Source organism: Paraburkholderia xenovorans LB400 (assembly GCF_000013645.1).
GTDB lineage: Bacteria > Pseudomonadota > Gammaproteobacteria > Burkholderiales > Burkholderiaceae > Paraburkholderia > Paraburkholderia xenovorans.
Genome location: NC_007951.1, coordinates 167141 through 181919 on the forward strand (window position 1 = coordinate 167141; position 14779 = coordinate 181919).

Sequence of the window (14779 nt, forward strand, 5' to 3'; positions counted from 1 at the left end):
CTTTTCTATGATTCGCCGCAGATCTGTGAAGGAGCACACACTTGAACATTCCCGCTCACGCCCCGCTGCATCTGCTGCACACGGCCGCCGTCGGCACGCTCGCCACTCACGCTCGGCAGCCGGAAGGCTTTCCTTATCCGTCCGTGCTGCCGTTTGCACCGGACCCGCAGCATCGTCCGACGATCCTGGTGAGCCGGCTCGCCGAGCATACCCATAACCTGCACGCCGACCCGCGCGCCGGTTTTCTGGCAGTCGACGCCCCCGACGGCGACGTGCTGAGCGGCCAGCGCGTCACGCTGCTCGGCACCTTCGAACCGATCGACCCGACGCCCGAGGTCGTGCAACGCTATCTGCGCTACCACCCGGACGCGGAGCGCTATCTGGTGCTCGGCGACTTCACGTTCTGGGCGATGCGGCTCGAACGGCTGCGCTATATCGGCGGTTTCGGCGCAATGGGATGGCTGGATGGCGCGGAACTCGATCTATTGCCGCCACTCGCTTTCGATGAAGAGAACGCACTCATCGCCCAATTCGCCGGCCATGCCGAAGGAATTCACCTACTGGGCGCCGACCGATATGGCGCGGATCTGAAAGTGAACGGAGTGCGAAGCCGTTTTGTCTTCGACGACGCGAAACTCAATATCGGGAACCTGCGCGCGGCGCTCGAAGATTGCATGCAGCGCTACGCTAATTAGCGCTTTTAGCGCTGTTTTGGGGAAAACGCTCATGCGTAATAACGCGACAAACGCCCGTAGCAATAAGCTACGACCGTTCAGATGCAAGCTTTCATGGCATGAAATGTTGTCGGCAAATGGCACCTTCAATTTTCATATTTTGAGAGATAATCTCGTAATTACCGACGTTGACTGCGTTTTTCAGCAAAATCTGAAATCAGCTATTTGAAAGGAAGCGGTGTATATGGCGGGGGCCGGAAATTTTTTGAAACGTATTTTGATTAATTTAACGCGTGCGCTTTTGTAGTTTTGAGCTAACGTCAAGAGTGGTGTACGAACATTTTGATGGCGGTCGATTTCAAGCGGCGCGTTTCTGCTGAACCGGTCGATCGTCTTGCACCGGTTCGCCGTCCTTAAAGGCAATGCCCTCGAGCAACAGCTTGATCTTTTCCGGGCCGTTAATACGGCGCCAAGTCTTCTCAGCCTCCTCGATCAGCTTGAATGCCAGACCGAGGAAGGTTGGTCGCGACACGCAATTGCGCGTACGTGTCGTGCGGTGCCGCACGGTCGCGAACGTCGACTCGATCGCGTTGGTGGTGCGCAGATGCTGCCAATGCTCGGCAGGGAAGTCGTAAAACGCGAGCAAGCTGTCTCGATCCTTCTTCAGCGTTTCGGCTGCTTTCGGATATTTCGCCGCATAGATCGACACGAAACGATCGAACGCGGCATGTGCCTCGGCGCGCGTGGCGGCCATCCAGATCGCCTGCATGTCCGCCTTCGCGCGCCCCTGTTGCGACTTCGGCAGCGCATTGAGCACGTTGCCCATCTTGTGAAACCAGCAGCGCTGGCCACGCGTGGCCGGAAACACTTCTTCCAGGGCCGCCCAGAAGCCCATTGCGCCGTCGCCAACAGCCAGCAATGGCCCCGCCTGCAAGCCACGCGCTTTCAGCTCCAGCAGCAGCTCCAGCCACGACGCCTTCGTCTCACGGTAGCCGTCGCCGATCGCCACGCGCTCTTTGCTCCCATCCGGCCTCACGCCGATGATCACCAGCAGGCATTGACCGTCCGAATTCTCGCTGCGCAGCCCGGTGTGAATGCCGTCGACCCACCAGTACACATAGCGCGATTTCGACAAGTCTCGCTTGCTCCAGGCTACGTGTTCTTCGGTCCATTGCGCCTTTAGCCGGCTCACCACATTCGCCGACAAACCCTTGGCATCCTCACCCAACAGCACGCTCAACGCTTCGCTCATGTCGCCCGTCGAGATGCCCTTCAGATACAGCCACGGCAACGCGGCGCTCACGCGGGGCGACTTCCTCACGTACGGCGGCACGATCGACGAATTGAACTTCACGCCTGATCCCGATCGATCGCGCACCTTCGGCACTTTCACCGGAATCGGCCCGGCCGCCGTCAATACCTCGCGTTCCGGCAAGTAGCCGTTGCGCACCACGGCGCGCTGCCCGTGCATGGTCTTGACGTTCGCGAACCGCTCCATCAGCTCTGCCAGCTCCGCTTCAATCGCTTGTTGAATCACCTGCCGTGCTCCTTGGCGGACCAACTCGTCCAGGCCGAGACCGGCACCCGATAGACCGATGACTTCTTTTTCCGTAAACTTGCTCATGGTGGATGGTTTGTTGTTTGCTGGTTTCCGACTTCGACAATCAGATTCTCAGCTGAAACCTCCACCGCCTTCAACCTTCCGCCTCAACTCCCCCGTACACCACTTCCGACTTTAGCTCTGTAGTTTTTCTATTTTGTGTTAATCTCGCTATCAAATTCCGAGGCATGATCTACCTTCAAAGGGCAAGCTGGCTTCAGACCGGCAGTCATTTATCCAAACCACAAGGGAACCTATGTCTTCCTACAAGGAACTACTCGCTCAGCGCGAGAAGCTCGAAAAGCAGATCGAAGAAGCGAAGTCGCGCGAATACGCGGAAGTGTTGAATGAGATCAAGCAGAAAATGGCCGACTACGGCATTTCTCTGACCGAACTCGGCGGTGGCCGCGCCGCCAAGGGTGCCAAAGCCGCTCGTCCGCGCGCCGGTGTCGCACCGAAGTATCGGGACCCGGACAGCGGCAGCACGTGGTCGGGCCGCGGCAAGCCGCCGCGCTGGATCGCAGGTCTGGATCGCGAGAAGTTTCTGATCCAGAAGTAATGCGTTGAGCAGAAGGTAATGCTTCTGCCCATCAGTTAATACGAATAGCTTCAATCAGATGCACTTCTTATAGCGTCTGCCGTTGCAACAGAGAACCGCGTACCGTCTAGGGCGCGGTTTTTTATTGCCGCGGCAAAACGCCGCGATTTTGTCGTGCATACTCCACGAAAGTGGAACGCGAATGCTTTTCGTTTAGATAAGCAACTGATTTAAAAGGAATTTTTGAGGTATCCCGGGCGCGTGCCGGGATGCGCCGGGTAGAATGCAAGCATTGAACTTTTCACTCTGCTTCTGAGATGCCTGCCGCCGCCGCTGTCCAGTCCGCCGGAAAACATCGCATTGCGCGCAAAACGACTTTTGTCAGTATCGCGCTCAATGCCGTGTTGATGACGCTGCAAATCGTTATCGGCGTGTTTGCCCACTCCCAGGCATTGGTCGCCGACGGCGTCCATTCCCTCGCCGACCTCATTTCCGATTTTGTCGTATTGATCGCCAATCGGCACAGCGGGGCTAAGCCCGACGCGGATCACAATTATGGGCATAGCCGCTATGAAACCGTAGCGTCGTTATTTCTGGGTGCGCTGCTGATCTCGGTGGGCGTCGGTATGTTGTGGCGGGCCGGAACGCGCCTCGCCGATCTGCAAAACATCCCGGCCGTGCATATGAGTGCGCTCGCGGTTGCGGTGCTGGTTCTGGTTTCCAAAGAGAGTCTGTTCCGCTACATGCTGCGCGAAGCGCAACGCGCGCGGTCGGCCATGTTGATCGCCAATGCGTGGCATGCGCGCTCGGATGCGGCGTCGTCGCTGGTGGTCGCAATCGGTATTGTTGGCAGCCTCGCCGGCGTGCGTCTGCTCGATCCGATTGCCGCGGCGATCGTCGGCTTCATGGTGGCGCGCATGGGGTGGATGTTCGGTTGGGACGCGCTGCAAGACCTTTCCGACCGCGCGCTCGACGACGCCACCACCGCCAATATGCGCGCGTTGCTGCTCTCCACGCCCGGCGTGCGCGACGTGCACGAAGTGCGTACGCGCAAGATGGGCGACTTCGCGCTCCTCGACGCGCACATTCTGGTCGATCCGCTGATCTCCGTTTCCGAGGGGCACTACATCGCCGAGTCCGCGCGTCTGCGCGTGCTGACGGACAGCCGCGTGCTCGATGCGTTGATTCATGTCGATCCCGAGAACGACGCGGTTGCGCACCCGCCCGTCGATTTGCCGACTCGCGAGCGGGTGACTGCGGAGGTAAACGCAGCATTGGCGCCTCACGGCATGAAGGCGGCGGCGGTCAACATCCACTACCTGAGCGCGGGGTTGGATGTCGAGGTGGTGCTGCCGGATACGCCGTCGCGGGCGCCGGAAAGGGACGTGCAACGGCCTGGGCGAATCGACCTCGCCGCGCTCAAGGCGCGTCTGGGGGCTCGCAGACTGGACGTGTTGCAGGAACTGGGCACGTCGTCAGCCGGAACTGCTCCGGCAATCGAGCCAAAGACCAGCACGGCCGTTGACTACACGAAGGCTACTGAACCTCATAGCGCCACCTGACGGCTGCGCTGCGCGCGCATGCTGTGGTTACGGCGCGCAACAAACGACAAACGACAACCTTCAGCGATCAGCGCGTCACAACGGCAACTGCGTATCGAATTTGATTTCGCGCAGCACGACGCTCGTACGAACCTGCGCGACGGCGGGAATCTTGAAGATGCGTTCGTGCAGGAAGGTATCGTATGCCTTGATGTCCGGCGCGACGATCTTCAGGATGTAGTCGGACTCCCCGGTCGTGCTGTAGCACTCGGTGACTTCCGGGCAGGTGGTGATTTCCCGCTCGAACTGTTCCACGCCGCCTTCGGTGTGCCGCGTGAGATGGATATGGGCGAGGGCGCACACGTGCAGGCCGAGCTTTTCCCGATCGAGCAGCGCCGTGTAGCGCTGGATCACCCCCGATTGCTCCATGTCCTTGATGCGCCGCCAGCATGGCGTGCTCGACAGGCCGACCTGGTCGGAAATTTCTTGCACCGAGCGGCGTGCGTCGAGCTGCAGCAGGCGCAGGATTTTTTGAGAGAACGTATCGAGTGTCAACTGCGCCTCCGTTTGCGTCGCCGTATCAACGCATGGTAGAGGGGGCGAAAACGAAACGCAATGTAAAACGGCCTCGACGAGGGAGATTACCTAATTTGCCGGTTTCTCAGCGGGGTTTTGTCCTGTGCCGTCCCCATCTTTACCGGCCGCGAGCGTGATCGCCTGACTGGCGCGTAGATCCTTCAACATATTGCAGAAAAGCGCGCCCTGTTCGATGGCGTCATCCAGCGCGACATGCGTATGCGGATGCTCGTCGAACCAGTGTTTCGGAAAGCGCGGCTTGATGTTCTTGCGGTACGGCAGCCCGGTCATGGCGAAGGCCAGCGTCTTGATGTCGAGCGCCGACCACGAAAACGGACAGCGGCCGACAAACCGCATCATGTACCAGAACATGTATGTGAAGTCGAAGCCCGCCGGCATCGCCACGAACACCGGCTTGCCCGGCAGCGCTTCGACCCAGTCGACGTACGCCGTCAAAGCAGCCACGGGCGTCTGCAAATCCTTGCGGCAGGCTTCCCATGCTTCGGGCTGAGTCTTCCACCACGCTTCCTGCACGGGATGCGGCCGCGCTCCCTCGAGCAGTTCGAGATTCGCCGAGAAGGTTGCGATCAACCGCTTGTCTTCGGTGTAGGCGGCGGAGGCGAAACTGAGCATGGAATGCGGACCGGGAATCGGGCCGTCCGCTTCGACATCGGTGCTCACGTAGATTTCGCTGCTCATGCCTCGACTCCGTCGCAGACGTACGGATTGGTGCGGCGTTCGGCGCCGAACGTGGAAGTCGGCCCGTGGCCCGGGACGAAGGTGACGTCGTCGCCGAGCGGCCAAAGTTTTTCGCGGATCGAGCGCACCAGATCCGCGTGATTGCCGCGCGGAAAATCCGTGCGCCCGATCGAGCCGGCGAACAGCACGTCGCCCACCAGCGCGAGCCGATGCGCGCGGCTGAAGAACACCACATGGCCCGGCGTGTGGCCCGGACAGTGATAGACCTCGAGGATTTCGTCACCGAACTGCACGGTTTCGCCGTTCTGCAGCCAGCGGTCCGGTTCGAACGCTTCGGCGGCGGGAAAGCCGAAGCGCGTGCTTTGATCGGGCAGCTTGTCGAGCCAGAAGCGTTCGTCGGGATGCGGACCTTCGATCGGCACGTCATAGCGCGAGGCCAGCGTCTTCGCGCCGGCGCAGTGGTCGATGTGCCCGTGCGTCAGGAAAACTTTTTCGACGCTCACGTTCTGCCGCGCGATTTCGCCCTGGATGACGTCGAGATCGCCGCCCGGGTCGACGACGGCCGCGCGCCCGGTTGCCTCGCAAACGAGCAGCGAGCTGTTCTGCTGGAACGGCGTGACGGGGATCAAGGTGACTTTCATGGATGAGCGCGCCGCTGGAAAAACGTTGATTGTACCGGCCTCTCGTCCATACCCGCCGAGCTGCTCAAGCCGCGTCGCAGCGGGCTTTCCTCTGCCCATTTTTGCAGCAGGAGTGAAAATTCATCAAGGTTTTCAGTCGCTTGTCATCCCGAAATTCTGTTTTGGGTATAATGGTCTCCATGCACAGGGAACTGTGCTGCCACAAGGCGATGCGTCCCCATCAAAAATGGGCACGCGGATCGCCACTCAAGTATGGGCTGTCGCACTTATGGACGGCCATCAGGTATCGATGCATTCGATGCACACGTCTTGCCCAGCCAGGCGCCACGCGCCTGCTACGGAGTTAAATACCGTGACGCTGGGTGGGGCCTACGCCGCCGTTCCTGCACGCTGAGTTTCGCGCGCAAGAACGTGTTTGCCACGTTCGATGGCGGCATGTGGGGTCTGGTCAGGCTGCCGGGGACAGGTTGCGCCAGACGTGAAAATTAACCGTGCGGTAGCGGCTAGGTGAGCCGCATCCGGGCTTTGACGTACTGCGCTCATCCGCGCGGCGCGTTGTCGTCCATTGCCGCCGGAGTCGCAGGCAACACGCTCAACTTTCGCGTGATGCGGCTCGACAATGTGATTGCACGTCTTATGAAAACTCGGTTATCCCGTGGTCTGGGGACTCTTTTTGCCTTTTTTGCGCTGGCGGGTTGCGCCACGCCTCCGGGCGCCGGCAACACGTCGGAGAGCGGCGTGCCGCAGAGCACAAAAAATACGCAGGCGGGCTCCTTCGGACCGCAAGCTTTCGGTAGCGCGCCGGCCTCCGACGTGACCGCCAGGGGCTCCGCGCTGGCCGATGCAAAGCCACTTACGGATGAGGGTTCCGGCGTTTCGGACTTTCATCAGACGGGTCGCGCTTCGTGGTACGGCCGCGGCTTTCATGGCCGCCGTACCGCCAACGGCGAACGCTACGATATGCACGCGCTGACCGCGGCGCATCGTACGCTGCCGCTCGGCTCCTATGTGCGCGTGACGAATCCGGCCACGTCGCGCTCGGTGGTCGTGCGCATCAACGACCGCGGCCCGTATGCGCGCGGCCGCGTGATCGATCTGTCGATGGCCGCTGCCGCCGTGCTCGACATGCGCCACGCGGGTACGGCGCGCGTCGAGATCGAAGGTCTGACGCAGCAGGAAGCACGTGCTGCGCGTGATGAAATGCTGGCATCGAACTCGGATTCGAGCGCCGAGAAGTGATGTAGCGGCGGCGGGCGCGCTTCGCAGCGCCCGTGCAGGATGGCGGGTGTTCGCACCGCGTCCGCAAACAACAAGGGCCGCGTCGCGCGGCCCTTGTTGTTTGCCTGCCAGCTTTATTCTTCGTCTTTCTTTAGCGCCAGCGCGCGCGTATACAGCGCGTTGCGCGACGCTCCGGTGATGGCCGCCGCCACCTTGGCCGCGCTGCTCACCGTCAACTCTTCCAGCAGAATCCCCAGTAGCGCGTCGTGATCGTGTTCGCCGGCGGTTTCCGGTTGCGCGCCTTCCACTACCAGCACGAATTCGCCGCGCTGCCGGTTCGGATCGGCAGCGAGCCATGCTGGCCCTTCGGCCAGGGTGCCGCGATGCAGCGCTTCGTGTAACTTCGTCAATTCCCGGGCGATGAGCAGCTTGCGCTCGCCGCCGAATGCTTCCGCCAGTGCTTGCACCGTTTCAACGATCCGGTGCGGCGCTTCGTAGAACACCATTGCGTGAGGGTGGTTCGCGAGCGATTGCAGCGTTGCGGCGCGCGCCTTCGCCTTCGGCGGCAGGAAGCCGAGGAACGAGAACGTCGCGACCCAGTCGCCGGCCGCGCTCAATGCGGTCGCGAGGGCGCTTGCGCCGGGCAGCGGAATGACGGGAAAGCCAGCTTCACGGACCGCGTCGACGAGCTTCGCGCCGGGGTCCGAGATGCCGGGCGTGCCGGCATCGGAGACGTAGGCCACACGCTCGCCCGCTTGCAGATGCTCGATCAGGCGTAACGCCGCAGCCCGCTCGTTGTGCTGATGCACCGCGACGAGCGGCTTCGAGATGCCGTAGCGCGCGAGCAGTTGGCCCGTGTTGCGGGTGTCTTCGGCCGCGATGCGGTCCACCAGTCCGAGCACATGCAGCGCGCGCAGCGTGACGTCGGCAATGTTGCCGATCGGCGTCGCCACCACATATAGCGCGGCAGTCGGATACTGCTGCCCTTGCGCGAGTTCGGAGAGAGGAGTCATGAGGCAGAAGACGCAAACAGACGGAACGAGGCCGCCATTGTGCCACGCGGTGCGGGGCGGCTCGGGGGACCTCGGCGACAGGCAGACGGTGCGCGCGGTGGCGCCGATCGGCGCATTCGCCACGCCGGACAACTTTTCGGCGCCCGTCGGGTCCAAACTCGTCGGCGCGGCCTTCGAGGCGCGCGCGCAGGAGTTTTTGCAGCGGCAGCGCTTGCGGTTCGTCGCGCGCAATGTGGCATGCCGCGGCGGCGAGATCGATCTCGTGATGCGCGAGCGTGACGGCGCGCTGGTGTTCGTCGAAGTGCGGGCGCGCGCGCAGCGCCGGTACGGCGGCGCGGCGGCGAGTATCGGTTGGCGGAAGCAACAGCGCATCGTGCGCGCCGCGCAGCATTATCTGGCGACCCGTAGCTCCCAGTTGCGCGATCAGCCCGCTTGCCGGTTCGACGTGATCGCGTTCGAAGCCGGCCGGCTCGTGTGGTTGCGCGACGCGTTTCGCGCCGACGAAGTCTGACGCCATGCGCGGAGAACGCGTGTGAGTGCGATAAACTTGCGCTCGCGTGCCGGCCACGGGATAACGTCGACAACGCAGCAAGCGGCGCAATTCGTGATGTTTTCGCGCACATGCACTGCGTTGCCGGTCAGCTTCAACGGAGCGGTACGAGTTCGCAATACGACTTCACAACACGGCCGCGCATTGCGGTCTACTCGCGGTAGAAGATAGAGACTCGATGTCAGTCGAACGCATTCAACAACACTTCCGCGACAGCGCGGCGGTCAAACTCGAAGCCCTCGAAACCCTGTCGATGCCGATCGCCGCTGCGATCGACACGATGTTCGCCGCGCTGGCCAACGGCAATCGCATTCTTGCGTGCGGCAACGGCGGATCCGCGGCCGACGCGCAACACTTCGCGGCCGAACTGATCGGCCGCTTCGAGCGCGAGCGGCCGGGCTTGCCGGCGATCGCGCTGAGCACCGACACGTCGGTATTGACCGCCATCGCCAACGACTATTCGTTCGAACAGATTTTTTCGAAGCAGGTCTGGGCACTCGGCCAGCCCGGCGACGTGCTGCTGGCGATCACCACGTCCGGCAATTCCGCCAACGTGCTCGCCGCGATCGAGGCCGCGCACGAGCGCGAAATGATCGTGGTCGCGCTGACCGGCAAGGGCGGCGGCCGCATGCAGGACGTATTGAGCGACACCGATATTCATGTGTGCGTGCCATCGGATCGCATCGCGCGTATTCAGGAAGTGCATTTGCTGACCATCCATTGCCTGTGCGACGGCATCGATGCCATGTTGCTGGGCGAAGACTGAGACCGATTCCGAAGGAGAGCTAGTTGATGAGCGTATTCCGCGTCAAGAAGACACTGGTGAGAACCGTGCTGGTGGTAGGGTTCGCGGCGGGGCTGTCCGCAACATTGCAGGGCTGCTTTCTCGCCGTTGCCGGCGCGGCGGGCGGCGGCGCGCTGGTGGCGACCGACCGGCGCACGCTCGGCGCGCAGACCGAAGATCGCGAGTTGCAGGTGAAGGCGCTTTCGCAGATCAGTCAGAACCTGCCGGACAACGCGCACGTGAACGTGGCCGTGTTCAACCGCCGCGTGCTGTTGACGGGTGAAGTGGCGGGGGATGTGTCGAAGCAACGTGCGGAGACCATCGTGCGCGGCTTGAACAACGTCACTACGATCGTCAACGAACTGGCGATCATGCCGGCGAGTTCGTTTTCGTCGCGTACGAATGACACCTACCTCGAAACGCGTGTGAAGACCGCGCTGATCGCCGAGAAGAACATTTCGGCGAACAACTTCAAGGTCGTGGCCGAGCGTGGCTCGGTGTATCTGATGGGCCTTGTGACGATGGACGAAGGCAATCGCGGCGCGGATGTGGCGAGCCGCGTGCCGGGCGTGGTGCAGGTGGTGAAGGTGTTCCAGTACATCCAGCCGCAGGAAGCCGTGGCGGCAGCCGCCGCAGCGGGGACGGCACCCGTGGCGGCTTCGCAACCGGATGCGGGCGCGGCGACTGTCGGCGCTATTCCTGATTCGTCGGTGAGTTCGCGGCCGCTGGAGCAGCAGGCGCCGGCGCCGGTCAGCAATTCGAACTCGGTGCATCCGGGTAATCCGAAGGCGACGACGCCATGAGGCGCGGTGTTGCTGTTGCTGTTGCAGCGAGCGTGCTGATGGGTGGTGCGCTGACGGGTTTGGGCGTATCGGCCGCGCGAGCCGCGGATGCGCCGCGCGGACAACTGGTCGCCAACGCGAACGCGTGCATGGGATGTCATGCGGTGGACCGCAAGCTGGTCGGTCCGTCGTTCCAGCAGATCGCCGCGAAGTACAAGGGCGACGCGCAAGCGCAGGCGAAGTTGGCGCGCAAGGTGAAAGAGGGCGGCTCCGGCGTGTGGGGCATGATTCCAATGCCCGCGCATCAGACGATGAGCGATGCGGATATCCGCACGGTGGTGGATTGGGTGCTTGCGGGGGCGCCATCCAGGTGAGGTTTGCCGGTGCTTTTTTGCTGGTATTCGGGTTGCTATTCGGGCTTGGCAAAGTGGAAAAGGCCTGTGCTAGAATTGCTTGCACGTTGGGGGGGTAGCTCAGCTGGGAGAGCGTCGCGTTCGCAATGCGAAGGTCGGGAGTTCGATCCTCCTCCTCTCCACCAAGTTTTTCTTTAGAAACAACGCACTACGTCTTGCGATGTAGTGCGTTGTTTTGCATTCTGCTGCAGGTTTCTGCCAAGAATGCTGACCTCTGCTCACCGACCCGCCGGTATATTGCAAGATTTGGCGTAGCCTTCCATCGTTCCTTGCCTCAATCGCACTTGCGAGACGGTTCTCGAAAGCCGGCTTCGTCCTCTCCACGATAGTCACAACGGACCGAGTCAAATTCAACTCCTCGATTGCGCCCGCCTCGTAGGAAATCTTGTTTGAGCCATCCCGCTCCATGCAACAGACAATCACCCGTTCGTCGTCGCAGGTGACGGCGAGGTTGGCGTTGTGGTTGACCATCACGACTTGCCGGGGCCGTTTAGCCCTCTTAATCACACCAGGCAACAGATTGTAGACAGTCTCACTGTCGAGGTCTCTTCGGGCCGGACCAAGATGATGGGGACGCGATCCCGGTCGACGAGAAACCAGAAGATGAGTAGCGGTGCGCCGCGCTGACCGGGAGACAAGCCGCTGGAGTGCGTCGCTGCCCAGCATCACGCCGTAGCTGAGGTCCACGTATTCGAGCCCGTAGAGGAAGTCGTAAAGCCGTCCGCGCGTAGGAGCGTCGCCGTGGACATCCGCCTCCTGTGGCGGAGGGAGAATGCCTCCCTTTACTGTTCTTATACCAACGAATTGCCCAGAAGGTCAGCATCGCGGCAGCGATACCGGACGGAGACCGGGCGCGAACTCGCGGATTCTCGAAAATCTATTGATTCTTGAGATGAGGAGAGCCTTGACCAGCAAGCCTTTTCGGGGATCGGAGATATCTAATATATAGCTGGAACGAGCTACTGCCGCGCAGACGGTGGCGCTGACCGAGGCCACTTCAATGTGGATCGTCGGTAAACAGTCACTGCTCGCTGCAAGGTCCTTGCGGCTCGCTCAAAATTGTACTGAGGTGTCGCAAATCTTGATAATCTCAATTCTGAGAGCACGTGTAATAGACGGTCGATCGGGGGGCGGAATTGCAAGGCCACGGAGGAACGGCTTTGCGCTCCGCAGAAGATCACCGTCGTTGAATAAAAGGAAAAAATCGTGAAGAAGCTCCTCCCGTTGTTGCTTGTAGCCAGCTTAGCCGCGTGTTCACAAAAACCGGAAGTCGCCTGCAACGGTGACGACGCAAAGTCTGTGGTGACCTCGATATTGAAAGACGCTTTAGTGAAGCAGATCACTTCGGACTTTGCTGGGCCAAATTCCAATGTACAGGTCAACGTTGACGGGGCGTTGATTCGGGCAACTGTCGACAAAATCGGTATCACTCTCGACGACGTGCTGACGACGAAGAGTGATCCGAATAGCACCAAGAAATTCTGTTCAGCAACGATGCGGCTCTCGGTGCCGGCTGATGTCGTTTCCAATGCCGATGCGGCAAGAAGCATGCTGTCGCTTAACAGCTCTCATCAGGGCGCATTGCAGGCCGGCGTCGATTTCGATGCGAATACGGTTAAGGCGTCGCTCGAATATGGAGTCCAGCCGACGGACGACGGCAAGAAAATCTACGGTAGCACTGAGGGGAATAATGCGGCGCTTACGTTTGCGTCAACGTTGGTTGAAGAGTCGTTTGTAAAGACGGCGCTGGAAAGGCAGAAGGCTGAGCAAGCCAAGCAGGAACAGCAAAAGGCGCTGCAGGCGCAGCAACAGCAAGCCGAAATCGCACAGGCACAAGCAGCGGACAACGAGGCTGCCCTTCAAAAAGCGCAGTCGGACATGAAGATGGCCAACGATGCCATCAACGTTGTTTGGAATGCCGGGAGCAAGGAGTGGCGGCAAGCATTGTTGCCAGAGCAACGATTGTGGCTTGCTCAACGCGAGAACGACTGCAAGATAAAAGCGCTCGATAGCGGAACGCCGGATACTACCGCATTTCAAACGAACAAGCTGAATTGTCAGGTGCAGATGACCGTCGATAGAACGCAAGCACTGAAAATTTCGCTGCAGCAGAGCCTGTCGCAGCAGTCGGTTGCTGGAACAAGCTCAACTTCCGCACTACAACCCACATTGACCACCAGCTTCGATTGTTCAAGCGCGCGTTCTGATGCTGAGCATATTATCTGTAGCGATCCAGAACTCGCAGCGGACGATGTTGAGCTGTCGAGGATATTCGCCAGGGCGAAGGCCGCCGTAACCGATCAAGCGGCATTCCGGGAGCGTACCCGTCAACAGTGGAACTACCGTGAGCAGAGCTGTCACGACCGAAACTGCCTGGTTCGATGGTACGCCGACCAGAAGACTGCTCTGACACAGATTGCACAGACTGGCCGAGTAGATGCGAATTAGTCAGCTATGCGACCCATGACAACCTGACAGCCTGGCGGATAAAACAAAACGCGTGCGGCCATTGCGGTCGTGCGCCAAGGCGGCAGCGAGTATTCGTGAGAATCCTGTTTCATCTGTTACCGAGGACTGAACCCACGAATTTTGAAAATCTGTGGGTTCTGAAACCTCGACAAATCTTGTCTGGCATAGCTTTTCCGGGTTCGCAAATCTCATATACGGATAGAGATACCTCTTTGCGCCAACGGCTTCGCCGACATGCAGCGACAAGCGACAAGCGACACGTCGGACAGCCTGGTGCACCGTTGAGGCAGAGAGGCAACGTGCGCTGCGAAGATCCTCGCATATTCTCTAACCGAATTGGCTTCCCCACCCCGCTTCCCCACTCCATATCCCTCCGTCCAAAGCGAACTGCCCTATGACGCCTTCCACAAGCTACCATCGATATTCTGACAGTCGCCGCAGACGACGCAGCCACTCCAACTCATCAACCGCCGCTTGAATTGTCCCGTCGCTCAGCATCGCTTTTTTTCCGGCCCGCAGCGTTCCACGCCGCTCACACCGAAGCATAGCCATTCGCCAGATACTTCCACCCACGCAGCAATCCGCAACGACGGAGCACACATGACTCACCACTCTTCACGCCCGAGTATCACTCGCCCGCGCAAGACGCCGAGCCAGGCGCGCGCCGAGGAAACCGTGGAATCGATCGTCGAGGCGGCTGCTCAGGTGCTGGAAGCCGAGGGGCTCGAAGGATTCAATACGAACGCGATAGCCCGGCGCGCGGGTGTCAGCATCGGGTCGCTATATCAATACTTTCCTGGCAAGGATGCGCTGACGGTCGCGCTGATCCAGCGAGAAACCAGGCGGTTCTACCACGATGCAGCAGCCGCGCTGACTCAGCGGAGCGGCAAGGCCGCGCTCGAGTATCTGATCGGCGCATCGGTACGCCAGCAGCTACAACGACCTATGCTGGCGAAACTGCTCGATGTGCAGGAAAGCAGCCCCGCCTTGCGTGGCGAGGTCGAGAAAGTGGAGTTCGACGCGCTGGTCGTAGCGATCGTCAAGCGTGTGGCGCCGCGACTCGAGCATCCTGAAGTAGCCGCAGCCGATCTGCTGGCAATCGTCCAGGGCCTGACAGACGCAGCAGGCCAGCGCGGAGAGCGTGACCTCGAAAGCCTGGAACATCGCGTGCGCGCGGCCGCTTTCGGCTATCTGTCGAGGATCGCGAAGCGCGATAAGCATTCGCCACGAGCGGGTGGAATGTGAGCAATCATCGCGGCACGAGCGTGCCTCTCCGTCCGT

The 14779-nt window shown here is 60.7% G+C and carries 16 protein-coding genes and 1 tRNA gene; 12 read left to right on the forward strand and 5 right to left on the reverse strand.

The features are described from left to right. The first annotated feature begins 41 nt into the window (after window positions 1–41). Window positions 42–695 (forward strand): HugZ family protein, encoded by a 654-nt coding sequence (locus BXE_RS00695; protein ID WP_011486525.1) that lies wholly within the window; start codon window positions 42–44, stop codon window positions 693–695. A 337-nt stretch (window positions 696–1032) separates the two neighbouring features. Here BXE_RS00695 and BXE_RS00700 read toward each other — a convergent pair whose 3' ends face one another. Beyond that, entirely contained in the window at window positions 1033–2298 is a 1266-nt protein-coding gene (locus BXE_RS00700; protein WP_011486526.1) for an IS256 family transposase, read from the reverse strand. Window positions 2299–2530: 232 nt separating this feature from the next. Here BXE_RS00700 and BXE_RS00705 point away from each other — a divergent pair, with 232 nt between their 5' ends. Further along, a complete protein-coding gene (locus BXE_RS00705; protein ID WP_007179626.1) occupies window positions 2531–2833 on the forward strand; it encodes an H-NS family nucleoid-associated regulatory protein in 303 nt (100 codons plus the stop codon). A 296-nt stretch (window positions 2834–3129) separates the two neighbouring features. Beyond that, window positions 3130–4374: a cation diffusion facilitator family transporter gene (locus tag BXE_RS00710; protein ID WP_011486527.1), complete on the forward strand. Its 1245-nt coding sequence runs from the start codon at window positions 3130–3132 to the stop codon at window positions 4372–4374. Between the two features lie 75 nt (window positions 4375–4449). On the opposite strand, the gene BXE_RS00715 is transcribed toward BXE_RS00710, so the two are convergent. The 3 genes from BXE_RS00715 to BXE_RS00725 form a co-directional block, all read right to left on the reverse strand. Further along, window positions 4450–4908: an Lrp/AsnC family transcriptional regulator gene (locus tag BXE_RS00715; RefSeq protein WP_011486528.1), complete on the reverse strand. Its 459-nt coding sequence runs from the start codon at window positions 4906–4908 to the stop codon at window positions 4450–4452. A gap of 90 nt (window positions 4909–4998) precedes the next feature. Further along, window positions 4999–5628: an exonuclease gene (locus BXE_RS00720; RefSeq protein ID WP_011486529.1), complete on the reverse strand. Its 630-nt coding sequence runs from the start codon at window positions 5626–5628 to the stop codon at window positions 4999–5001. Further along, window positions 5625–6269: an MBL fold metallo-hydrolase gene (locus tag BXE_RS00725; protein ID WP_011486530.1), complete on the reverse strand. Its 645-nt coding sequence runs from the start codon at window positions 6267–6269 to the stop codon at window positions 5625–5627. Before BXE_RS00725 ends, BXE_RS00720 begins: the two co-directional genes overlap by 4 nt. Between BXE_RS00725 and BXE_RS46330 the strand changes: the two genes are divergently transcribed. Both BXE_RS46330 and BXE_RS00730 read left to right on the forward strand, forming a co-directional pair. After that, entirely contained in the window at window positions 6268–6663 is a 396-nt protein-coding gene (locus BXE_RS46330) for a hypothetical protein (RefSeq protein ID WP_158340934.1), read from the forward strand. The two genes, BXE_RS00725 and BXE_RS46330, sit on opposite strands and share 2 nt — an antisense overlap. A gap of 242 nt (window positions 6664–6905) precedes the next feature. Then, entirely contained in the window at window positions 6906–7508 is a 603-nt protein-coding gene (locus BXE_RS00730; protein WP_011486532.1) for a septal ring lytic transglycosylase RlpA family protein, read from the forward strand. 113 nt (window positions 7509–7621) lie between these two features. On the opposite strand, the gene rsmI is transcribed toward BXE_RS00730, so the two are convergent. Then, window positions 7622–8500, reverse strand: coding sequence for a 16S rRNA (cytidine(1402)-2'-O)-methyltransferase (gene rsmI, locus BXE_RS00735; protein WP_011486533.1), 879 nt, complete (start codon window positions 8498–8500; stop codon window positions 7622–7624). 37 nt (window positions 8501–8537) lie between these two features. Between rsmI and BXE_RS00740 the strand changes: the two genes are divergently transcribed. The 7 genes from BXE_RS00740 (at window position 8538) to BXE_RS00770 (ending at window position 14743) form a co-directional block, all read left to right on the forward strand. Beyond that, window positions 8538–9011, forward strand: a complete 474-nt coding sequence (locus BXE_RS00740; RefSeq protein WP_049782212.1) for a YraN family protein — start codon at window positions 8538–8540, stop codon at window positions 9009–9011. A 217-nt stretch (window positions 9012–9228) separates the two neighbouring features. Beyond that, window positions 9229–9816, forward strand: a complete 588-nt coding sequence (locus BXE_RS00745) for a phosphoheptose isomerase (RefSeq protein WP_011486535.1) — start codon at window positions 9229–9231, stop codon at window positions 9814–9816. Window positions 9817–9842: 26 nt separating this feature from the next. After that, entirely contained in the window at window positions 9843–10637 is a 795-nt protein-coding gene (locus BXE_RS00750) for a BON domain-containing protein (RefSeq protein WP_011486536.1), read from the forward strand. Continuing rightward, a complete protein-coding gene (locus BXE_RS00755) occupies window positions 10634–10990 on the forward strand; it encodes a c-type cytochrome (RefSeq protein ID WP_011486537.1) in 357 nt (118 codons plus the stop codon). The genes BXE_RS00750 and BXE_RS00755 overlap by 4 nt, the downstream gene beginning before the upstream one ends. Window positions 10991–11078: 88 nt before the next feature. Beyond that, a tRNA-Ala gene (locus tag BXE_RS00760) sits at window positions 11079–11154 on the forward strand. A 1081-nt stretch (window positions 11155–12235) separates the two neighbouring features. After that, complete coding sequence (locus BXE_RS00765; protein WP_011486538.1) at window positions 12236–13477, forward strand: lysozyme inhibitor LprI family protein; 1242 nt, start codon at window positions 12236–12238, stop codon at window positions 13475–13477. Between the two features lie 621 nt (window positions 13478–14098). Next, complete coding sequence (locus BXE_RS00770; protein WP_011486539.1) at window positions 14099–14743, forward strand: TetR/AcrR family transcriptional regulator; 645 nt, start codon at window positions 14099–14101, stop codon at window positions 14741–14743. Window positions 14744–14779 lie beyond the last annotated feature (36 nt).